Annotated in this window: 19 protein-coding genes and 1 pseudogene; 12 read left to right on the top strand and 8 right to left on the bottom strand. The window is 61.7% G+C overall.

Translation table 11 applies throughout. The features are described from left to right. Nucleotides 1-61: 61 nt before the first annotated feature. The gene (locus tag ACTJK7_RS23335) at nt 62-1,366 is read right to left on the bottom strand and encodes an ATP-binding protein (protein ID WP_085655694.1); all 1,305 of its coding nucleotides are present in this window, start codon (nt 1,364-1,366) and stop codon (nt 62-64) included. Beyond that, nucleotides 1,363-2,103, bottom strand: a complete 741-nt coding sequence (locus tag ACTJK7_RS23330; RefSeq protein WP_011333526.1) for a response regulator — start codon at nt 2,101-2,103, stop codon at nt 1,363-1,365. The genes ACTJK7_RS23335 and ACTJK7_RS23330 overlap by 4 nt, the downstream gene beginning before the upstream one ends. A gap of 306 nt (nt 2,104-2,409) precedes the next feature. On the opposite strand from ACTJK7_RS23330, the gene ACTJK7_RS23325 reads away from it, so the two are divergent. From ACTJK7_RS23325 to ACTJK7_RS23305, 5 genes are all read left to right on the top strand, one after another. Then, nucleotides 2,410-2,679 carry a DUF2790 domain-containing protein gene (locus ACTJK7_RS23325; protein ID WP_323151412.1) on the top strand — a complete coding sequence of 90 codons (270 nt, stop codon included), beginning with the start codon at nt 2,410-2,412 and terminating at the stop codon, nt 2,677-2,679. Between the two features lie 29 nt (nt 2,680-2,708). Beyond that, a complete protein-coding gene (locus ACTJK7_RS23320) occupies nt 2,709-3,047 on the top strand; it encodes a hypothetical protein (RefSeq protein WP_108561034.1) in 339 nt (112 codons plus the stop codon). Between the two features lie 77 nt (nt 3,048-3,124). Next, complete coding sequence (locus ACTJK7_RS23315; protein ID WP_108561037.1) at nt 3,125-4,339, top strand: cytochrome c biogenesis protein DipZ; 1,215 nt, start codon at nt 3,125-3,127, stop codon at nt 4,337-4,339. A 218-nt stretch (nt 4,340-4,557) separates the two neighbouring features. Beyond that, complete coding sequence (locus ACTJK7_RS23310; RefSeq protein ID WP_064382358.1) at nt 4,558-4,830, top strand: DUF4242 domain-containing protein; 273 nt, start codon at nt 4,558-4,560, stop codon at nt 4,828-4,830. Nucleotides 4,831-4,862: 32 nt separating this feature from the next. Next, nucleotides 4,863-5,675 carry a class I SAM-dependent methyltransferase gene (locus ACTJK7_RS23305; RefSeq protein WP_064382357.1) on the top strand — a complete coding sequence of 271 codons (813 nt, stop codon included), beginning with the start codon at nt 4,863-4,865 and terminating at the stop codon, nt 5,673-5,675. A 52-nt stretch (nt 5,676-5,727) separates the two neighbouring features. On the opposite strand, the gene pcsA is transcribed toward ACTJK7_RS23305, so the two are convergent. Then, nucleotides 5,728-6,450, bottom strand: a complete 723-nt coding sequence (pcsA, locus tag ACTJK7_RS23300) for a phosphatidylcholine synthase (RefSeq protein ID WP_108563663.1) — start codon at nt 6,448-6,450, stop codon at nt 5,728-5,730. A 260-nt stretch (nt 6,451-6,710) separates the two neighbouring features. On the opposite strand from pcsA, the gene ACTJK7_RS23295 reads away from it, so the two are divergent. The 4 genes from ACTJK7_RS23295 (at nt 6,711) to ligD (ending at nt 12,506) form a co-directional block, all read left to right on the top strand. Then, nucleotides 6,711-7,433 (top strand): tellurite resistance TerB family protein, encoded by a 723-nt coding sequence (locus ACTJK7_RS23295; protein WP_108561040.1) that lies wholly within the window; start codon nt 6,711-6,713, stop codon nt 7,431-7,433. A gap of 167 nt (nt 7,434-7,600) precedes the next feature. Continuing rightward, nucleotides 7,601-8,977, top strand: coding sequence for an iron-containing redox enzyme family protein (locus ACTJK7_RS23290; RefSeq protein ID WP_108561043.1), 1,377 nt, complete (start codon nt 7,601-7,603; stop codon nt 8,975-8,977). An 11-nt stretch (nt 8,978-8,988) separates the two neighbouring features. Beyond that, nucleotides 8,989-9,942, top strand: a complete 954-nt coding sequence (locus tag ACTJK7_RS23285) for a methyltransferase (RefSeq protein WP_064382354.1) — start codon at nt 8,989-8,991, stop codon at nt 9,940-9,942. 17 nt (nt 9,943-9,959) lie between these two features. Continuing rightward, nucleotides 9,960-12,506 carry a DNA ligase D gene (gene ligD / locus ACTJK7_RS23280; protein ID WP_440780672.1) on the top strand — a complete coding sequence of 849 codons (2,547 nt, stop codon included), beginning with the start codon at nt 9,960-9,962 and terminating at the stop codon, nt 12,504-12,506. Here ligD and ACTJK7_RS23275 read toward each other — a convergent pair whose 3' ends face one another. Continuing rightward, nucleotides 12,507-12,911: a hypothetical protein gene (locus ACTJK7_RS23275; RefSeq protein WP_199913011.1), complete on the bottom strand. Its 405-nt coding sequence runs from the start codon at nt 12,909-12,911 to the stop codon at nt 12,507-12,509. 114 nt (nt 12,912-13,025) lie between these two features. Further along, the gene (locus ACTJK7_RS23270; protein WP_039770957.1) at nt 13,026-13,340 is read right to left on the bottom strand and encodes a DUF2388 domain-containing protein; all 315 of its coding nucleotides are present in this window, start codon (nt 13,338-13,340) and stop codon (nt 13,026-13,028) included. A 248-nt stretch (nt 13,341-13,588) separates the two neighbouring features. On the opposite strand from ACTJK7_RS23270, the pseudogene ACTJK7_RS23265 reads away from it, so the two are divergent. Both ACTJK7_RS23265 and ACTJK7_RS23260 read left to right on the top strand, forming a co-directional pair. Continuing rightward, a pseudogene (locus ACTJK7_RS23265) lies at nt 13,589-14,347 on the top strand (MCP four helix bundle domain-containing protein); the annotation flags it as partial. After that, nucleotides 14,339-15,202 (top strand): methyl-accepting chemotaxis protein, encoded by an 864-nt coding sequence (locus ACTJK7_RS23260; protein WP_440780685.1) that lies wholly within the window; start codon nt 14,339-14,341, stop codon nt 15,200-15,202. The pseudogene ACTJK7_RS23265 and the gene ACTJK7_RS23260, both read left to right, overlap by 9 nt. 40 nt (nt 15,203-15,242) lie before the next feature. On the opposite strand, the gene ACTJK7_RS23255 is transcribed toward ACTJK7_RS23260, so the two are convergent. Further along, nucleotides 15,243-15,668 (bottom strand): nuclear transport factor 2 family protein, encoded by a 426-nt coding sequence (locus tag ACTJK7_RS23255; protein ID WP_064382349.1) that lies wholly within the window; start codon nt 15,666-15,668, stop codon nt 15,243-15,245. A 432-nt stretch (nt 15,669-16,100) separates the two neighbouring features. Between ACTJK7_RS23255 and mqo the strand changes: the two genes are divergently transcribed. Then, nucleotides 16,101-17,750 carry a malate dehydrogenase (quinone) gene (gene mqo, locus ACTJK7_RS23250; RefSeq protein WP_064595368.1) on the top strand — a complete coding sequence of 550 codons (1,650 nt, stop codon included), beginning with the start codon at nt 16,101-16,103 and terminating at the stop codon, nt 17,748-17,750. 66 nt (nt 17,751-17,816) lie between these two features. Here the strand turns inward: mqo and ACTJK7_RS23245 are convergent, their stop codons facing one another. Then, complete coding sequence (locus ACTJK7_RS23245; RefSeq protein WP_108561056.1) at nt 17,817-18,245, bottom strand: nuclear transport factor 2 family protein; 429 nt, start codon at nt 18,243-18,245, stop codon at nt 17,817-17,819. 402 nt (nt 18,246-18,647) lie between these two features. Then, nucleotides 18,648-19,514, bottom strand: a complete 867-nt coding sequence (locus ACTJK7_RS23240) for a CAP domain-containing protein (protein WP_108561059.1) — start codon at nt 19,512-19,514, stop codon at nt 18,648-18,650. Between the last annotated feature and the right edge of the window lie 46 nt (nt 19,515-19,560).

Raw genomic sequence — 19,560 nt, 5'->3', positions numbered from 1 at the left:
ATCCCACAATAATTCTGCCTGGCCGGCTACTGTCAGATCTGACAGTAGCGACCGCTGGTGCTCAGCTCAATGGCAGTTTCAGCTCCGCACACAACCCGCCACCGTCGCGATTGCTCAGCGTCAGCGAACCGCCCAGCGCCAGCGCCAGTTGCTGGGCGATCGCCAGCCCCAGCCCGGTGCCGCCGGTGCTGCGGTTGCGCGAGTTTTCCACGCGGTAGAAAGGCTCCATCACCTGGGCCAGCTCTTCTTCGGCGATGCCCGGGCCGCGATCCATGACCTTGATCGACAGTTCGTTCCTGTCGCGTTGAATCAGCAGCTCGGCAGCGCCGGCGAACTTCAGCGCGTTGTCGGTCAGGTTGACCAGCACCCGGCGCAACGCGTGGGGACGGGTATCGATGACCGCCTCACTCTTGCCGCTCAACTGCACTTCCTTGCCCATGTCCTGATAGTCGAACACCAGGCTGTCGAGGAACGAATCCAGATTGGTGCGTCGGCTTTCTTCAGTCGAGCCGTGGATGCTGCGGGCGTAGGCCACACCTTCGCGCACCAGATGCTCCATCTCACCGAGGTCGTTCCACAGTTTGTCTTTCTCGGCCGAATCGTCCATGAACTCCGCCCGCAGCTTCATGCGAGTGATCGGGGTTTGCAGGTCGTGGGAAATCGCCGCCAGCAGTTGCATGCGTTCTTTCAGGTACGCGGCGATGCGCGCCTGCATCGAGTTGAAAGCGCGGGCGGCGTAAGCCACTTCGTTCGGGCCTTTTTCGTCGAGGTTGATCGGGTGGGCGTTGGGATCGAGGGTTTCCACCGCGTTGGCGAGACGGGTGAGGGGGCGGATGGCGATACGCACCGCCAGCCAGGTGCAGGCGAGCATCAGCGCCAGTTGCCCGAGTAACACCACCGGCAGCCACGGCGACAGCGGCACCATCGACGGGCGCACATCGATGGTCACCGGGCTGCCGTCGCTCAGGCGCAGGTGGCCTTGAAAGTGTTTTATCGGGCCGGGAATATCGGTGAACGTCAGCGGATAGGCCTCGCCAATTGCGTCGGTAATCGAGGTGACGGCAATCGGCACGTCCTGCGGGTCCAGCGGCGTGCCCGGTTCGCCTTCGCTCAGCAGATAACCGTAGTTCTTGCGCGCCAGGCGTTTGAGCCACATCGGGCGTTCTTCGGCGGGCAGACGATCAAGAATGGCAATCGAGGTCGAGACGTCGGTTTCGAGGTTGCCGAGCATGGTGTTTTTCGCGCTTTCGTAGCGCTCGTAATATTGCGCGCCGAACGACAGCGCCTGAGCGAGGATCAGCCCGATCAGGAAAATCAGCGACAAGCGGGAGGCGAGGGTGCGCGGCCAGCGCAGGGCGACATTCATGCGGGTGCTCCGAGGACTTCGACCGGCAGCGAGAACACATAGCCTTCGCTGCGCACGGTCTTGATGTAGGCCGGTTCACGGGCGTCATCCAGCAGGCGTTGGCGCAGACGGCTGACCAGCAGATCGATGGAGCGGTCGAACAGATCGGCGTCACGGCCCTGGGTCAGATTCAGCAATTGATCGCGGCTCAACACCCGTTGCGGATGGTCGAGGAACACCCGCAACAGACGGTATTCCGCGCCACTCAGCGCGACCATGGTGCCGTCCTTGTCCAGCAGATGCCGGGCGGAGGTGTCGAGCTGCCAGCGACCGAACGCCAGCAGCCGACCGCTTTCGGTCACCACCAGGTTCGGCGGCAGCATCCGGGTGCGGCGCAGCACGGCATTGATCCGCGCCAACAGTTCGCGGGCGGCGAAGGGTTTGGTCAGGTAGTCGTCGGCGCCCATTTCCAGGCCGAGGATGCGGTCGGTTTCATCATTGCGCGCGGTCAGCATCAGGATCGGTGTGGCCTTGTGTTTGCCCGAGCGCAATTCGCGGCACAGCAGCAGGCCATCGTCGCCGGGCATCATGATGTCGAGCACGATCAGGTCGACGGTATTGGCTTCCAGAAAACTGCGCATCTGCCGGCCATCGGCAACCACCGTGGTGCGCAGGCCGTTCTTCTTCAGGTAATTGCCGACCAGTTCGCGAATCTCGCGGTCGTCGTCGACGATCAGGATGTGATCGACATGTTCCATGGGGCCAAACCTCAATCAAAGGGGATTGCCGGGCAGTCTATCGAGCCTGCGCGAGGCCGCCTGCCTGCCTTTGTATTGCAGTGTATCCAGCGCTGTGACGGATACATGCCGACGCAAAAAGCGGATTTTTACAGGGTTTTGTATCGCTGTGTATCCCGGGCGCGCGCGGATACGTAGCGATTTATACACGGCATTTGCCGACACATGCGCGATACCTCGCGAGCTTTAAATGAGCTCCATCGAGGCACACACAGAACGCCTCGGCCCAGTCAACGATTCAACCATTGAAGCCCCGAGGAAAACGCCATGAACACCAAGACCAAATCGATCGCTGCCGCTTGCCTGTTTGCCGCTTTGAACGTCTGCACCCTGTCGGCCCGCGCCGAAGCCGATGTCACCCCGCAAACCTACTCCTACGGCAGCCACCTGGACATCCAGAAAGTCGTGTCGCTGAAACAGGACAACTCGATGACCTGCGGCATCGTCGACGCCCGCCTGACCTACCTCGACTCGGCCGGCAAGACCCAGGTGCTCGACTACCGCAAATTCGCCGACGGCTGCAACGAAGACAACTGATTACCCACCTCTATAAAAGGAACAACGCCATGAACAACGTATCGCGCTATCTGACCGCTGTTGCCTTCTCCCTCGCCGGCGTCGCGGCCCATGCCAACGCTGCCGTCGAACAGAACACCTGTGGCAGCAGCACCTGCTTCCAACTGGCTCCGGTGGCCAAGCCGGGCAGCGACGGCCTGATCGCCGCCGACGGCGCCAGCCGCACACCACAAGGCCAAACACTGGCTGCCGACGGCTCCAGCCGCACGCCACAGGGCCAGACACTGGCCGCCGACGGTTCCAGCCGTACGCCGCAAGGCCAGACGCTGGCCGAGAACGGTGCCAGCCGCACGCCGCAAAGCCAATGGCTGGACAGCCAGACGGCTTGAGGATTGAAGGGGGCTGCCCGTAACGGGCGCCCCCCGAACCACTCAACAGACCACCCCTCATTCAAAAGGTGAACCTCATGTTTCTCATCGCTTTCCTGGGCGGTCTGTTGACTGTCCTCAGTCCGTGCATCCTGCCGGTGGTGCCGTTTCTGTTCGCCGGTGCCGACCGCACCCGTTCTTCGATCCTGCTGACCCTCGGCGGCATGGCCCTGACCTTTGCCCTGATCTCCAGCCTGGCGGTGGTCAGCAGCGAGTGGGTGATTCAGGCCAGCAACACCGGTCGCCACATTGCGCTGGCGGTGATGGTGCTGTTTGCGCTGTCGCTGATTTCCGCCCGTATCGGTGACTGGCTGACGCGGCCCTTAGTGCTGCTGGGCAATCGCCTCGACCCCGACGCCCGGAAAAAGACCGGGCCCATGGCGTCGATCATGATCGGTGTCGCCACCGGTCTGCTGTGGGCGCCGTGCGCCGGTCCGATCCTCGGTGTGATCCTCACCGGCGCCATGCTGCAAGGCGCCAACGCTCAGACCAGCCTGTTGCTGCTGGCCTACGGGGTGGGCAGTGCGTTGTCGCTGGGGACGCTGATCTTCGCCGGTCGCGGCCTGGTCAATCGGCTGAAGCCGTCGATTCCGTTCACCGGCTGGTTCCGCCGTGGTGCGGGTGTTGCGGTGCTGGCGACGGCGGCGGTGATCGCCACCGGTGCCGACAACGTGCTGCTGGCCAACACCTCGTCACAAGGCGTGGCATCGGTCGAGAAAAGCGTGCTGGAGAACGTGCCGAAAGTGGTGGACTACTTCGTCAGCAAAGTCCGTGCAGACTCGACCGAAGACGAGGCGAGCAAAGGCGCGATGCCGTCGCTGTCCGGCGCAGTGCAATGGTTGAATTCGCCGGAACTGACGGCCGATTCCCTGCGCGGCAAAGTGGTGCTGGTGGACTTCTGGACCTACGACTGCATCAACTGCCAGCACACCCTGCCGTACGTGAAGGAGTGGGAGAAGAAGTACGGCAAGGACGGTCTGGTGGTGATCGGTGTGCACACCCCGGAATACGGTTACGAGCGGATCATCGACAACGTCAAGGATCAGGTGCACAAGCTCGGCATCACCTACCCGGTGGCCATCGACAACAACTACGCGATCTGGCGCAACTTCGATAACCAGTACTGGCCGGCGCATTACCTGGTCGACGCCAAGGGGCAGGTGCGTTACACCCACTTTGGTGAAGGCAGTTATCAGGCGCAGGAGCAGATGATTCAGCAACTGCTCAAAGAGGCCAAGGCGCCTGCGGCCTGATCAATGAAAGCGAATGGTCCGGGGTAAATCTTCCCGGGCCGTTTCGCTTTTCCCGTATCTGTTTCGAGGCCTTTACAAAATCCCGCCATTCATCGGCCAACGCCCGGTTTTATGGGCTCTCCGGACGATTGACAGGGACGCCGGCCAGCGCCCGCGCGATAGTGGCGGAGCAGGGTCGATGCCGGCCTTGTCACTGATAAAAAGAAAGCGAGGTTGCCATGCCGAAGTTCGTGATTGAACGCGAGATTCCAGGAGCCGGAAAGCTATCGGAGCAAGAACTCAAGGCCGTATCGCAAACGTCCTGCAACGTACTGCGTGAACTCGGCCCAGAGGTGCAGTGGCTGCAGAGTTATGTGACTGCCGACAAGATTTATTGCGTGTACATCGCACCCAACGAGGAACTGGTGCGCGAACACGCCAGGCGTGGGGGATTTCCGGCCAACAGCGTGTCCCGGGTGACGAGCATCATCGACCCGACGACCGCCGAGTGACGCTTGACCCTTCTGCCGTGGAGCACCCATTCATGAGTACCCCCATTGATCTCACTGCCCTGAAGGAACGTCAGAAAGTCGCCTGGGCCAGTGGCGACTATGCCTTGATCGGCACCACGCTGCAGATCGTCGGCGAAACCCTCGCCGAAGCCTGCGACCTGCGCTGCGATGAAGAAGTGCTGGACGTTGCTGCCGGTAACGGCAATGCCACGCTGGCGGCGGCGCGCCGGGGTTGTCTGGTGACGTCCACCGACTATGTCGCGGCGCTGCTGGAACGCGGGCAGGACCGGGCGCGCGCCGAGCATCTGGACGTGACCTTTCAGGTTGCCGATGCCGAAGCGCTGCCGTTTGCCGATTCCAGTTTCGACGCAGTGCTGTCGACCTTCGGCGTGATGTTCGCCCCGGATCAGGCGAAAGCGGCCAAGGAGCTGGCGCGGGTCTGTCGCCGGGGCGGACGGATCGGCCTGGCCAACTGGACGCCGGAAGGCTTCGTCGGCCAGATGTTCAAGACCCTCGGGCGCTATCTGCCACCGCCACCCGGTGCGCAGCCGCCCTCGAACTGGGGCGCGGAAGCCTGGCTGCATTCGAACTTCGATGATCGCCAGTTCCAGGTCCAGGTGACCCGCCGCCACTTCAACTTCCGCTATCGCTCGGCGGCGCACTTTATTGATGTGTTTCGCCATTGGTACGGCCCGGTGCACAAGGCGTTCGCGGCGTTGCCGCCTGAGAGCGGGCAGGCGCTGGAGGCGGATCTGACGCTACTGATCGACGGGTTGAACCGGGCGGGAGCGGAATCGATGGTGGTGCCGAGTGAATATCTGGAGGTCGTCATCACCAAGCGCTGAAACCATCGTGGGAGCGAGCTTGCTCGCTCCCACAGGGATTGCGACAGGGCTTCTATTTCAGATGCGCACCGTCAAACCACTCCAGCGCCGTGCGCCAGATGCAGATGCCGAGAAAGTATGCCGACGCCAGCAGCCACAGGCCCATCACCAGCGGGTTGATTGCCGGGTGGTTCAGCACCAGCGACAGACTGCACAGCAACCAGATCGCCGTCACGGCAATGTTGATCGGCATGAACCGGCGTACCCGGAACGGGTGCAAAAACTTCATCCGGGTCACGGTCAGCAGCGCCAGGCCAATCACCGTCAGGAAGGTGATCCATGGCCCCGGATCGATGATGTACAGGCACAAGGCAACCACGTTCCACGCAGCGGGGAAACCGACGAAGTAGTTGTCCTTGCTCTTCATATTGACGTTGCAGAAGCAGAACAGCGACGACACCAGAATCAGCGACACGGTCAGCAGCAGGGTGTAGTCGGGCAGGGGAATGTAGCGATAGATGAACAGTGCCGGAATGAACACGTAGGTCAGGTAATCGATCACCAGATCGAGGATCGATCCGTCGAAACTCGGCAGCACCGACTGCACGTTGACCTTGCGCGCCAGCGCCCCGTCGAGGCCGTCGACGATCAGCGCCACGCCCAGCCACATCAGGCAGTGGATCGGCTGGTTTTCCAGCAGGGCAAGGGTGGCCAGGAAGGCGGTGACCACGCCGGTCGCGGTGAAACCATGGGCGCCCCAGGCCTTGAGCCTGGCGATGTGGACGGTCGATATCACGAAGGCGTTCTCCAGAAAGTGCAGCAAGCCGCGTAAACCCTTGGGCAGCAAGGGCGGCGACCAACCGGGTCGGGGTTGCAGCTATCGACCGGTCGGGCCGGGTCAAGGTTCACCCATTCGTGAAGATTAGCTGGCCGGGGAAAAATTTCTCTGGAGAATCACTCGCCCATGGCCACGTCAGCCCAACGGTGCTGGCGCAACGCATCAGGAGGGCTATCGTTGCCTGACGCAGTCATACCCCTTTGCCTGAGGACGACGTCATGAACACCAGCGATCTGCTCGAACAACTGCTGCGAGGCCAGGCCTCGGCGGGACAACCAGGTGGCGCGTCGGCCGGTGGGGGACTGGGCGGGCTGCTCGGTGGTTTGCTGGGCGGTGGCGGTGTTTCCGGGGGTGGATCTCCGGCTGGCGGACTGGGTGGCCTGGGCGGGCTGCTTGGCGGATTGCTCGGCGGTGGCGGCGCGCTGGGTGGCGGCACGCAGCGTCGTTCCGGCGGCACTAATTACGCGGCGCTGGCCTCGCTGGGCATGATGGCGTTCCAGGCGTATCAGGCCTGGCAACGCAGCCAGACGTCCGCCGCGCCGCAGCAAACGCCGCAAACCGCAGACCTGCTGTCCGGCCCGCAAGTCGAAGAACACAGCCACGCCGTTCTGCGGGCGCTGATCGCGGCAGCCAAGGCTGACGGGCGGATCGACGACTCGGAAAAACACCTCATCAGCAGCGAAATCGGCAAGCACACCGATGACCCGAACCTGCAGCAATGGCTCGACGACGAGGTCGCCAAACCGCTGGATCCCACCGAAGTGGCGCAGGCGGCGCAGAACGATCCAGCCATGGCCGCCGAGATGTACCTGGCCAGCGTGATGCTGGTGGACGATCAGCAGGACGCCGAGCGCAATTATCTGGATGAACTGGCGGCGGCGTTGCAGATTGACCCCGAGTTGCAGGTTCACTTGGAACAGCAGGCCAAAGGCACGGCCTGACCCTCTCATCCCACAGCCTTCGACCGCTCTGTTCAAGCAAGGAGCGAGCCGAAGGCTCCGTCCGTCAGGGCAATTTTCAAGCCGATTGAATTTTTGACGCGCCAAGCCTCTCTGCTGCATTAGAGGCGAGTGACTGAGCGTCCTGCCAATCGATCGAGAATATTGCCATGACTGTCCTGACTCACCTGCAAGCTGCCCCCGCCACATCGCGACCGCTCGACTCTTCGGGTGAGTTGCGGCGTATCCATGAAGCGCTTTTAGCCGACGAACATCCGCAGCCACTGGCGCGCGCCTTTCTGGAAGATCAACTGCTGCAAGCCGCGCAGTTGAAGGAAGAACTGCCATCGGACCCCACGCAGTGGCATGCCTGGGTGGCCGAGCACTGCGCCGATGTCGCCCGGCAATACGCCGACTACCTGCAACAACGCAAGGCTGGAGGCGCACGGCAGTTCTTCAGTTGCAAGGCTCATGCGCAGTATTTCCTGCAAGCGGTGGCGCCGACCAAGCTGGTTGATGGCGCCTGGCTCTACGGCTTGCTCGGACAGTGGCGCGATCCGCGCTTCAGCAGCCTGATCAGCACTTATCTGGAAGAACTGGGCGAGGGCAATCCGGCGCAGAACCACGTCGTGATCTACCGCCAGCTGCTAGCCGAACAGGGCCTCGAGCCCAGCAGTCCACTGCCCGACGAACGCTACCTGCAAGGCGCGCTGCAATTGGCCCTGGGTGCCTGCGGCATGGATTTTCTCCCGGAGGTGATCGGTTACAACCTTGGCTACGAACAGTTGCCCTTGCACCTGCTGATCAGCAGTTACGAGCTCAGCGAACTGGGGATTGATCCGTACTATTTCACCCTGCACGTGACCATCGACAACGCCAGCACCGGCCATGCGCAAAAAGCCGTTCAGGCCGTCCTGGATCTGTTGCCTCTGGAAGCCGATCGCAGCGATTTCCTGCGCCGGGTATCGCTGGGCTATCGACTCAATGATCTGGGGCAGGGCAGCCGCGCAATCATCGAGGGCTTCGACCTGGAGCGCGAGTTGTTGGCGATGCTTGAACGCAAGTGTCCGTTCGCGCAACACATGCACTCCGACTATTGCCGATTCGAAGGCAAGACTGTCAATCAGTGGCTGGCCGATCCGCAGCAGCTCTCCGGGTTCCTGCAGGCCATGCAGGACAAGGGCTGGATCAAGCGCCACGAAGATCCACAGAACAGCCGCTTCTGGCAATTGATCGATGGCGATGGTGCGGCGATGTTTGGCGTGTTCAGCGCCTATGAAAAACAACTGGTGCATGACTGGATTGCCGGTGACTGGATTTCTTCGGACAAACCCGTCGCGTTCCGCCGCCGCCCCTCGGTCCCCGCGCCGATCGAGGTGCCCGAACAGGACCCCGATGTGCAGCGCCTGAATGCGGCACTGCAAGGGCAGAATGCTCACAGCAAAATCACAACGTTGATCCCCTGGCTCGCCCCGGCACGCCATGCGCATCCGGCCGGGCTGCTCGCCACTCGCCGTTTCATCCAACTCAAATCCGGCCTGCGTTAAGGAAATCATCAATGAATCAGGAAGAACAACTGTCTGCCAACGATTTGGTGCTGCTGCAACTGGGGCGGCGCTTGCAGGCCGACGGCTATCGTTTCATCACCCCGACTCCGCTGACTCATCAACGGGTCAACCAGCGCGACGAAGGACAGGCCGCCGATGGCCTGCGGGATGTGTTCGGATGGTCGCGTCCGTTCGAACCCGGCCTGCTGTCTGCCGATGAACAGCGACAATTGCAGGACGCCCAGGTGATTGATGCGTTCGACGGGCGCTTGAAGAGCCGGGTGCGCTGGTCGAGCCTGGATGACTTGCTGTTCGTGCATTCCGGATTCCCCACCGATGCCGCCGACTCAGTGTTCTTCGGCCCGGACACCTATCGCTTTGCCCAACTGATTCACAGCCATTTGCAGCAGAACTTTGCGCCGATCCACCGTGCGGTGGACATCGGTTGCGGCGCCGGAGTCGGCGCGATCCTGATTGGCCGTGCCCGGCGCGAAGCGCAAGTGCTGGCGGTGGATATCAACCCCGCCGCGCTGCGCCTGACCACGATCAACGCGGCGCTGGCCGAAGTGGCCAACGTCGAGGTGCGCGCCAGTGATGTACTGCAAGGCGTGGACGGTGAATTCGACCTGATCGTCGCCAACCCGCCGTACATGGCCGATCCGGCCGGACGAGCTTACCGCCATGGCGGTGGGACGCTGGGGGCGGGCCTGTCGCTGCGCATCGTCGAACAGGCGCTCAATCACCTGACCCCCGGCGGCTCGCTGCTGCTCTACACCGGTGTGGCGATGGTCGATGGCCGCGATCCTTTCCTCGACACGGTATTGCCACGGCTGGATGAAAAACGCTTCGGCTGGACCTACCGCGAACTCGATCCCGATGTGTTCGGCGAAGAGTTGCTGAATCCCGGCTATCAGCGCGTCGACCGGATTGCCGTGGTCGCGCTGACGGTGACTCGAACAGGTTGAAACAAGGCAGGTGCAGGATGAGCAGGAATCTCGACGACTACAACCGGATGCGCGACTTTTCGGCGACCTCTGAACCGGCGGCTGAACGACGTCGGGGCAAGAAATCCGCCGGCGACCACGCCCTGCAGTTCTGCATTCAAAAGCACGATGCCTCGCACCTGCATTACGACTTTCGCCTGGAACTCGACGGCGCGCTCAAGAGCTGGGCGGTGCCCAAGGGCCCGTCGCTGGATCCCAAGGTCAAGCGGCTGGCGGTGCATGTCGAAGACCATCCGCTGGACTATGCGACGTTCGAGGGCAGCATTCCCGAAGGGCATTACGGTGCCGGCGATGTGATCGTCTGGGATCGCGGCGTGTGGATTCCGCTGGAAGACCCGGAGAAAGCCTACGCCAAGGGCAAGCTCAAATTCGAACTGCGCGGCGAGAAGCTTGCCGGGGTGTGGAACCTGGTGCGCACCCACATGCCGGGCAAGAAAGAGCAGTGGTTTCTGATCAAGCATCAGGACAGCGCCGCACGCCCGCAAGGCGATTACGACGTGCTGGTCGCCGAGCCCGACAGTGTGCTCAGCGAGCGCACGATCGTCGACAAGCCCCAGCTCAGTGCCAAGCAGGTCAAACCCCTTCAAGGCCCGGCGAAAGCACCGCGCAAGTCGGCCTCGGGCAAGCTCACCGGGGCGCACAAGGCCAAAATTCCCGCGCAGCTAAAGCCTCAGCTCGCCACGCTGGTAGAGAGTGCGCCGGAGGGCGATTGGCAATACGAAATCAAGTTCGACGGTTATCGGATCATGGCGCGCATTGATCAGGACGAGGTGCAGTTGTTCACCCGCAATGGACATGACTGGACGCACAAATTGCCGAAACAGGCGCAAGCCCTCGCGGCGCTGGGCCTGGAGTCGGCGTGGCTGGATGGTGAGATGGTGGTCGCCGACGCCGACGGCGTGCCTGATTTTCAGGCCCTGCAAAACGCGTTCGATTCCGGACGCAGCGAAAACATCGTCTATTACCTGTTTGATCTGCCGTATCTGAACGGTGTCGACCTGCGCGAGGTGCCCGTGGAGGAGCGGCGCGCAGCACTGGTCACCGTTCTGAAAACTCATCAAGACCCGCTGCTGCGTTTCTCCGAAGCGTTCGACGAAACCCCGCAGGCCTTGCTCAACAGCGCCTGTCAGATGCGCATGGAAGGCCTGATCGGTAAACGCCTCGGCTCGCCTTACGTGTCGCGCCGCAGCAGCGACTGGATCAAGCTCAAGTGCAAGCATCGCCAGGAATTCGTGATCGTCGGCTATACCGATCCGAAAGGCGCGCGCAGTTCGTTCGGCGCACTGTTGCTGGGCTTGCATGATCGTGACAGTGGCGAGTTGCGGTACGCCGGCAAGGTCGGCACCGGATTCAATGAAACCACCCTCAAGAGCATCCTCGCGCAGCTCAAGCCATTGAAGGTGAAGAAACCGGCGGTGATCAATCCGCCCAGCGGTTTCGAGGCCAAGGGTGTGCACTGGCTCAAACCGAGTCTGCTGGCGGAAGTGGCGTTCGCCGAAATGACCCAGGACGGCTCGGTGCGTCACGCCGTGTTCCATGGCTTGCGCGAGGACAAACCGGCCAAGGACATCACCGAGGAGCGCGCCAGACCCATGAAGATTTCAAAGACTGAATCTACCGCGCCGTCGCAATCCGGCTTGGCCGACGGCAAGGTGCGGATCACTCATCCCGACCGGGTGATCGATGCCAGCAGTGGCACCACCAAGATGCAGCTGGCCGAGTATTACGCCAGCGTCGCCGAATGGATTCTGCCGCAGCTCAAGGACCGCCCGGTGGCGCTGGTACGTGCGCCGGATGGCATCGCCGGTGAGCTGTTCTTCCAGAAGAACGCTGAGAACCTGGCGATCCCCGGCATCCGCACGCTGGACAAGGAACTGACCGGCCAGCCGGTGATGCTGATCAACAACGCCGAAGCCTTGATCGGCGCGGTGCAGATGAGCATGGTCGAACTGCACACCTGGAACGCTACCACCACCGATCTGGACAAGCCCGACCGCTTTGTCCTCGACCTCGACCCGGACCCGGCGCTGCCGTGGAAAAGCATGGTCGAAGCCACGGCGCTGACCCTGACCGTGCTGGACGAGTTGGGCCTCAAGGCGTTTCTCAAGACCAGCGGTGGCAAGGGCATTCATCTGGTGGTGCCGTTGACCCGCAAGCATGGCTGGGACGAGGTCAAGGATTTCAGCCACGCCATCGTCACGCACATGGCGAAATTGTTGCCGGAGCGTTTTTCTGCGGTGTCCGGGCCCAAAAACCGTGTGGGGCGGATCTTCATCGATTACCTGCGCAACGGGCTGGGCGCCACTACCATTTGCGCCTACGCAGCGCGCACCCGTGAAGGGCTGCCGGTGTCGGTGCCGCTGTTTCGGGAAGAAGTCGGCGAGATCAAGGGCGCCGATCAATGGAACGTGCGCAACGTTCACGAACGGCTCGCGGAAGTAGGCGATGAACCCTGGGCGGACATCAAGAAAACCCGACAGAGCATCACGGCCGAGATGCGCAAGCGGGTGGGCATGAAGAAATGATCAGGTGCCGCGCAACAAGTCGTGGGCGTTGAGCAGATCGAAGGCGACTTGAGGATTGTTTTCCAGGCCACGGCGGATGGCGGCGGGGATGGTTTTTCGGGTTTTGCGACAAAGCCCCGGAAGCTCCTCGACCTCGATTTCGATGCCGCCTCGCACAGTCCGCACTTCACCGAACTTCGGCGCGATCACCACACGAATGCCTAGCTGATCGAACATCTTGCCTTGCAGCCGCTCTAGGTCGGCGAGGTCCTTGAGGTTTTCCAGACGCTCGAGCAGACGCTTTTCTTCCTCGCGGGTCAGCAGCAGGATGCGCACATCCGCGCCGGGCGTATCCAGCAGCGGATCACGCCCGCAGATGCACAGACCCGGCGGGCAAGGGGAGCGAAGGGAGGCGGAAATCGTCATGGCCTCCATCATAGAGGCCGTTCGACGGTTTTGCCCATGGTCGTTCACCAGCCGTCCATCGGCAGGGCGTAACGGTGGCAAGTCCGTCAGCCACCATCATCGAACGTGCCGTGGTTACTGCGACAGACCTTCGTAGTGAACCAGAATGGCGTTGGCCAGCTCTTCATCGCTGGCGTTCAGGCCGGGATTGTCCTGACGCACCTGCTGCAGTACCGATTCCAGGTACACGCCACGGATCGTTCCGCCGCTGGCGACGAATGCGGACAAGTCGTCACGGGCCGGAATCACCATTTTGTGATCCTTGAAGGTCGAGTACAGCGACGCGGAAACCCCCGCTGAAGTAGCCACATCTCCCGCATCCACGCGGGCGAATGCCGAACCGAAAGGCAGGCACAGCATAAGAGACGAAACGAGTAATAAACGGCGCATGACGGTGTTCCTCCAGCAGCGTAAAGCGAAAAGGAATTACCACATAATGTGAGAGGTGCCGGACAGCCCGGGAGTTCCATGCGCCATGCCGGGCGGTAGTGGCCGTAGAACGAGAACCATCGCACAGTCCGCGTTTTTACCGAATGTAACGACATACCCTGCGACGCTCTAAAGCCGCGGATTCACGTAAATAGGCTTAACTGAAGCGTTGAAAGGCGCCGCGTGGCGCAGCCTGGGAGGAAATCACGGTGTCGATCAAACTGCGTTTGGTGTTGCTGATTGCGACCAGCCTGCTGACGGCGTTGATCGTGAGTCTGGTCAGTTACGTCGGCAATCAGCGGATGGCTTCGGCGGTCAGTGACAACGCGGTCAGCATGAGCGCGCTGCGCAATCACATGGAAGCCGACATGATGCATGACGCCCTGCGTGCCGATGTGTATTCGGCAATGCTGGTGGGGCTGGGCAAAAGCACCAGTTCGGCGGACGAGGTGCGCAGCTCGGTCGAAGAGCATGCGGCGCATTTTCGCGAGGTGCTGGGTGAAAACCTCAAGCTGCCGGTCAATCCCACGATCAAGTCCGCGCTCGAGCAGATCAAGCCAAGCCTCGACACCTACATCAGCGCCGGCGAGCAGATCGTCGGCCTTGCACTGGAAAACCCGGACAGCGCCCAGCAGCAACTGGGGACCTTCAATACCGCGTTCAGCCAGCTCGAAGAACAGATGGCCGCTCTCAGCGAGCTGATCGAAACCAATACCCGGCAGACCAGCGAAGGCACCGAAGCGGCGATCCACAATGCCAATGTCGCACTCGGCATCGTTTTGATCGCCAGTCTGTTGCTGCTGTTGGCCCAGGGCCGCTGGGTGATCCTGAGCATCATGGGGCCGCTGAAGTCCGCCAGTCGCATCGCCGAAAGCATCGCCCACGGGAACCTCAGCGAACCGATCGCCGAACCGTCCGGCAAGGACGAAGCCAGTGCGCTGATCCGCACGCTGGCAACCATGCAGCGCGACCTGCGAGACATGATCGGTGTGGTGCGAAGCAACGCCCACGGCGTCAGCGGCATGAGCGAACAACTGAGCCACGGCTGCCATCAGGTGGCCGACAGCAGCCAGCAGCAAAGCACCGCCGCCGGCACCATGGCAGCTGCCGCGAGCCAGATGACCGCCAGCATCGAGGAAATCACCCGTCACGCCGAGCGTGCTTTGAACATGGCCAGCCAGGCCGAATCACTGGCGAAAAACGGCGGGCAGGTGATCCATCAAGTGGTCAGCGATATGGACGACATCGCCCGTTCCGCCCAGCAATCGGCACAGGTGATCCGCACCCTGGATCAGGAATCCGAAGGCATCTTCAATATCATTCAGGTGATCAAAAGCATCGCCGACCAGACCAATCTGCTGGCACTCAACGCAGCCATCGAGGCCGCCCGGGCGGGCGAGCAGGGCAGAGGCTTTGCGGTGGTGGCCGATGAGGTGCGCAACCTGGCTGCGCGCACCAGCGCTTCGACCCAGGAAATCGCCGCGATGGTCGCGCGCATCCAGAACAGCACCCGCGAGGCGGTCAGCAGCATGGAGGCCGGTGTGGCCCAGGTCGACAAGGGCATGGCGGTCACCGCCGACGTCGAACGCGCGATCCGCGAAATCCTCGACGCCACCCTCAGTACCACGCAACTGGTCAACGACATCACCCGCACCATCGGCGAACAGAGCCAGGCGAGCAACGAGATCGCCCATCAGGTAGAGATGATCGCGGGCATGTCGGAGGGCAACAGCAAGGTCATCGGCCAGACGGCCAGTACCACGGATGAACTGTCGAGTCTGGCGGGGCGGCTGGCGCAGTCGGTGGATCGGTTCAGGTTGTGAGAGCAGGCTCTGCCGCCTTGTCAGCGGCAGAGCTCATGCTTCAGAACTTGTACGCCTGACGCCCCACCAGCAGCCATTTGCCGGACTGCTTCTGCCAGATCTGGAAATTCTCGATTTCCGTCGGCACGACCTCGGTGCCTTTCAGTGCTTGCGCCGAAAAGTGATGGCGCACCAGCGCGGTGTCCCCGGACAGGGTGATGGTCTGGTTTTGCATCTCCAGGGTCTTGAACGCGCTCTTGCCGGTTTCGATATCGGCAATGAAGGCTTTCTTGTCCTGGATCTTGCCGCTGGAGTGGCCGTAGGTGAGGTTGTCGGCAGTCAGGGCGTTCAGCTCGGCGATGTCCTTGTGCAGCATCGCCTGGGTCAGATGGTCGACGGCCTGGGCGACGTCCTGTTCCGCCGGGGCGGCGGCGACGTAGCCGCTGAAAACACAGAAAAGACCGAGTAGCACTTTGCTTTTGTTCATGAGGATTCCTTGTTGTTGTAGGTTTCGGAACGACTGGATTATTTGTCAGTCGTCGTACAACTTATCAGGAACAGGACGGGGTTTGAAAGCGCTTGAGGATCCAATGGAAAACTATCCGGTCGCGAACAGACGCGCGGGTTTGCCATGACGTGATATTCTTCGCGCCACTTGTTTTGACCCCATTCAGTCTGGCGCGCTTCTCGGCGGGCCAGACAGAACCCCTGTCGCTCAAGTAGCTGAAGCCAATAATGATAAGAAGTCAGTTCAGAAGGGACATATAACTGAGGTCGACGCAGCCTGTCGGCCTTGTGTGCCCACCCGTCAAAATTGAAGTGTGCCGGAACCCGCGACGCTGGCCTGAGTGTCGCGAAAGAGGGGACCTCATACGTACAACAGCGGCGGGCGGAAGGCGTTTTATCATAGGTGCAACAGATGTTTAAGAAAGTGAACACAGCCTTGCTGGGGCTGGCTTTGGCGATGGGGATGTCTTCCGCCAATGCCGAAGAAGCAAAGAAAGTCGACGTTCTGCTGATCGGCGGCGGCATCATGAGCACCACCCTGGGTGTGTGGATCAATGAGCTGGAACCGACCTGGTCGATGGAAATGGTCGAGCGCCTCGACGGCGTCGCCTTGGAAAGCTCCAACGGCTGGAACAACGCCGGTACCGGGCACTCGGCGCTCGCCGAGTTGAACTACACGCCGGAAGACGACAAGGGCAATGTCACCATCCCGAAAGCCGTCGAGATCAACGAAGCGTTCCAGGTCTCCCGTCAGTTCTGGGCCTGGCAGGTTCGTCAAGGCGTCCTGAAGGACCCTCGTTCGTTCATCAACACCACTCCGCACATGAGCTTCGTGTGGGGCGATGACAACATCAAGTTCCTGAAAAAGCGCTACGAAGCCCTGCAAGCGAGCCCGCTGTTCGCCGGCATGCAGTACTCCGAAGACCCGGCTGTGATCAAGAAGTGGGTTCCGCTGATGATGGAAGGGCGTGACCCGAACCAGAAAATCGCGGCCACCTGGAGCCCGCTGGGTACCGACATGAACTTCGGCGAAATCACCCGCCAGTTCGCCGGTTACCTGCAGACCAAGCCTAACTTCAACTTGAAGCTGTCGAGCGAAGTGCAAGACATCACCAAGAATGCCGATGGCACCTGGCGCGTCAGCTACAAGAACCTGAAAGACGGCACCAAGACTGAAACCGATGCCAAGTTCGTGTTCATCGGCGCCGGCGGCGGTGCCCTGCACCTGCTGCAGAAGTCGGGTATCGAAGAAGCCAAGGAATACGCTGGCTTCCCGGTAGGCGGCTCGTTCCTGGTGACCGATAACCCGGCCATCGCCGAACAGCACCTGGCCAAGGCTTACGGTAAAGCTTCGGTTGGCGCGCCTCCGATGTCCGTTCCGCACCTGGACACCCGTGTCCTGGACGGCAAGCGCGTCATCCTGTTTGGCCCGTTCGCGACTTTCAGCACCAAGTTCCTGAAAGAAGGTTCGTACCTGGACCTGCTGACCAGCACCACCACCCACAACATCTGGCCTATGACCCGGGTCGGCATCAAGGAATACCCGCTGGTCGAGTACCTGGCCGGTCAACTGATGCTGTCGGATGAAGACCGTCTGAACGCGCTGAAGGAATACTTCCCGAACGCCAAAGCCGAAGACTGGCGCCTGTGGCAAGCCGGCCAGCGCGTGCAAATCATCAAGCGTGATGAAGCCGCTGGCGGCGTGCTGAAACTGGGCACCGAAATCGTTGCATCCAAGGACGGCTCCATCGCCGGTCTGCTGGGAGCATCCCCAGGCGCATCGACCGCTGCACCGATCATGCTGAGCGTGCTGCAGAAAGTCTTCAAAGACAAAGTCGCCAGCCCTGAGTGGCAAGCCAAGCTGCACCAGATCGTTCCAAGCTACGGCACCCAGCTGAACAACGATCCAGCCAAAGTGGCTGAAGAGTGGGCCTACACCGCCAAGATCCTGCAACTGCCAACCCCTCCGGTGATTGGTCAGGTTGCAGCCCCGGCGGCGGACGCCTCGGCTGAAAAAGCCCCGGCTCCGAAAGAAAGCGCTGCACGTGACATGGCTCTGTAACCAGACGCCTGACACACAAAGCCCACTGAACCGGTGACGGTCAGTGGGCTTTTTTGTGTCCGGAATTCAGGCCTTGGCGGCCGCCAGATAGGCACCAAGCCGCCGTCCCATCTCTTCACCCAACGCCTGCAACCCGCTGAGCGGCCGCACCATCACCTCGAACTCGACGATCTTGCCCTGTTCATCGAAACGGATCATGTCGATGCCCTTGAGCTCTTTTGCGCCGACTTTGGCGCTGAACTCCAGCACCACATTAAGGCCATCGGCTGTCGCCAGTTCACGGTGGTATTTGAAGTCTTCGAACACATTGAACACGGTATTGAGGATCATCGAGACCACCGGCGCACCGGGGTAGGGGGTATGCGCCATCGGTGAGCGAAACACCGCGTTGGGATCGAGAAGCTCTGGCAGGGCCTTGAGGTTGCCGGTGCGGATCATCTCGTGCCAGCGGTTCAGGGATTCGGCGGCGTTGGGGTGCAGGTTCAAATCGGACATGGTTTCACTCCTGTATTTTTGTTGTTCTTGGCGCGGCGCCCATGACTCTAGATCAAAGCGGCGCAATGGAAACCCTCTGTATCGATCTGAATATCGACCCATGCGCCAGCCCGCTCCATCTGATCCGCTTTTTCCTGTCGAATCTGCATCTGTAACCATCTCAGCCACGGGCCCAAAATGGCCCTGCCGTTCGGCCATACGCGACGCGCTTCATTCCGGAGCGCCCGGTGCGCCGGACATTCAGTATTCAGGAGGCCTTCATGGCTAAGATGGCGATTTTCCTCGGCGGCTTTCTTGTGTTGACCATCATGATCGGCGTTCTTGCCACGATTTCTCCGGTCTGACGATCAGCCGTCGAGTTGCGACTTGCAGCGCTCTTCGACGGTTTCGGATGGAACCGGATCAAGGCGCCCCGAACAGCATCGTCCAGTAAACCCCTTCATCACTGCGCGCCTCACTGGCAAACCCGGCGCCGACCTGGGTGAACATCGGGTTCATCAGGTTGGCGCAGTGTCCGGGGCTGGCCAGCCAGCCGGCCATGGCCTTGCCCGGTGAGCTTTGTCCGGCGGCGATGTTTTCGCCGATCTGTCGGCCACGGTAGCCCGCCGCGCGGGCGCGATCTGCCGGGCCGTCGCCGTCCGGGTCGCGGTGGGCGAAGTAGTTGCCGTAGGCCATGGCCTTGCTGTGCCCTTGGGCGGCGGCGCCGAGGGCCGGGTTCCAGCTCAACGGGCGGGCGGCGGCGAAGCGCTGGCGGCCGCACATGCGTGGTCGGGCGCGGGCGGCGTTGACCTCGGCCAGCAGGGCCTTGCCGACGCTGCGGTTGTCGCCGACGCGACTGTCGAGCACCGGCCGGGCCAGCACCACTTGCCATTCGCTGCGGGCGCGGCTGATGCCGATGTCGGCATATTGACCGTCGAGCAACGCGCCGCAGTAATCGTCTTGCAGCATTTCGAACGCCTCTTCGGCGTCCTGCGCGCCGACGATCCGGATGCTGCGCACCGCCACGGCGGCATAGCCGGAGTCTTTCAATCGTTCGCGCAATCCACCGCCGTAGCCATAGCCGACCGGCAACGCCAGATTCGACTTCAGCGTCAGCGGCGCCAGCCGTTGGGCCGGGCGCCGGTCACAACGTTGCGGATGGGCGCGGTAGTCGTTGATGGCGGCCACCAGTTGCCGCTCGGCGCCGGCGTGGGCAGAGGGAGAAAGCAGGGGAGAAAGGAACAACAGGCACAGCGAAACGAAGCGAGACGAACGAACGGCGTGGCGCATGGGACGCAAAGCTCTGAACAAAGACAAGGCTGAAGGAAAGTGAACC

The organism is Pseudomonas sp. 22085, assembly GCF_052045815.1.
Classification (GTDB): Bacteria; Pseudomonadota; Gammaproteobacteria; order Pseudomonadales; family Pseudomonadaceae; genus Aquipseudomonas; species Aquipseudomonas glycinae.
This window is presented reverse-complemented; position numbering and strand designations above follow the sequence as displayed.

Coding starts and splice junctions, on each gene's coding strand:
- ACTJK7_RS23320 (WP_108561034.1), top strand. CDS start 2,709: ATGAACAACGTATCGCGCTATCTGACCGCTGTTGCCTTCTCCCTCGCC.
- ACTJK7_RS23255 (WP_064382349.1), bottom strand. CDS start 15,668: ATGAACAAAAGCAAAGTGCTACTCGGTCTTTTCTGTGTTTTCAGCGGC.
- ACTJK7_RS23285 (WP_064382354.1), top strand. CDS start 8,989: ATGAATCAGGAAGAACAACTGTCTGCCAACGATTTGGTGCTGCTGCAA.
- ACTJK7_RS23270 (WP_039770957.1), bottom strand. CDS start 13,340: ATGCGCCGTTTATTACTCGTTTCGTCTCTTATGCTGTGCCTGCCTTTC.
- ACTJK7_RS23240 (WP_108561059.1), bottom strand. CDS start 19,514: ATGCGCCACGCCGTTCGTTCGTCTCGCTTCGTTTCGCTGTGCCTGTTG.
- ACTJK7_RS23330 (WP_011333526.1), bottom strand. CDS start 2,103: ATGGAACATGTCGATCACATCCTGATCGTCGACGACGACCGCGAGATT.
- ACTJK7_RS23295 (WP_108561040.1), top strand. CDS start 6,711: ATGAACACCAGCGATCTGCTCGAACAACTGCTGCGAGGCCAGGCCTCG.
- ACTJK7_RS23325 (WP_323151412.1), top strand. CDS start 2,410: ATGAACACCAAGACCAAATCGATCGCTGCCGCTTGCCTGTTTGCCGCT.
- ACTJK7_RS23335 (WP_085655694.1), bottom strand. CDS start 1,366: ATGAATGTCGCCCTGCGCTGGCCGCGCACCCTCGCCTCCCGCTTGTCG.
- mqo (WP_064595368.1), top strand. CDS start 16,101: ATGTTTAAGAAAGTGAACACAGCCTTGCTGGGGCTGGCTTTGGCGATG.
- ACTJK7_RS23275 (WP_199913011.1), bottom strand. CDS start 12,911: ATGACGATTTCCGCCTCCCTTCGCTCCCCTTGCCCGCCGGGTCTGTGC.
- ACTJK7_RS23315 (WP_108561037.1), top strand. CDS start 3,125: ATGTTTCTCATCGCTTTCCTGGGCGGTCTGTTGACTGTCCTCAGTCCG.
- ACTJK7_RS23245 (WP_108561056.1), bottom strand. CDS start 18,245: ATGTCCGATTTGAACCTGCACCCCAACGCCGCCGAATCCCTGAACCGC.
- ACTJK7_RS23305 (WP_064382357.1), top strand. CDS start 4,863: ATGAGTACCCCCATTGATCTCACTGCCCTGAAGGAACGTCAGAAAGTC.
- ACTJK7_RS23290 (WP_108561043.1), top strand. CDS start 7,601: ATGACTGTCCTGACTCACCTGCAAGCTGCCCCCGCCACATCGCGACCG.
- ligD (WP_440780672.1), top strand. CDS start 9,960: ATGAGCAGGAATCTCGACGACTACAACCGGATGCGCGACTTTTCGGCG.
- ACTJK7_RS23260 (WP_440780685.1), top strand. CDS start 14,339: ATGCAGCGCGACCTGCGAGACATGATCGGTGTGGTGCGAAGCAACGCC.
- ACTJK7_RS23310 (WP_064382358.1), top strand. CDS start 4,558: ATGCCGAAGTTCGTGATTGAACGCGAGATTCCAGGAGCCGGAAAGCTA.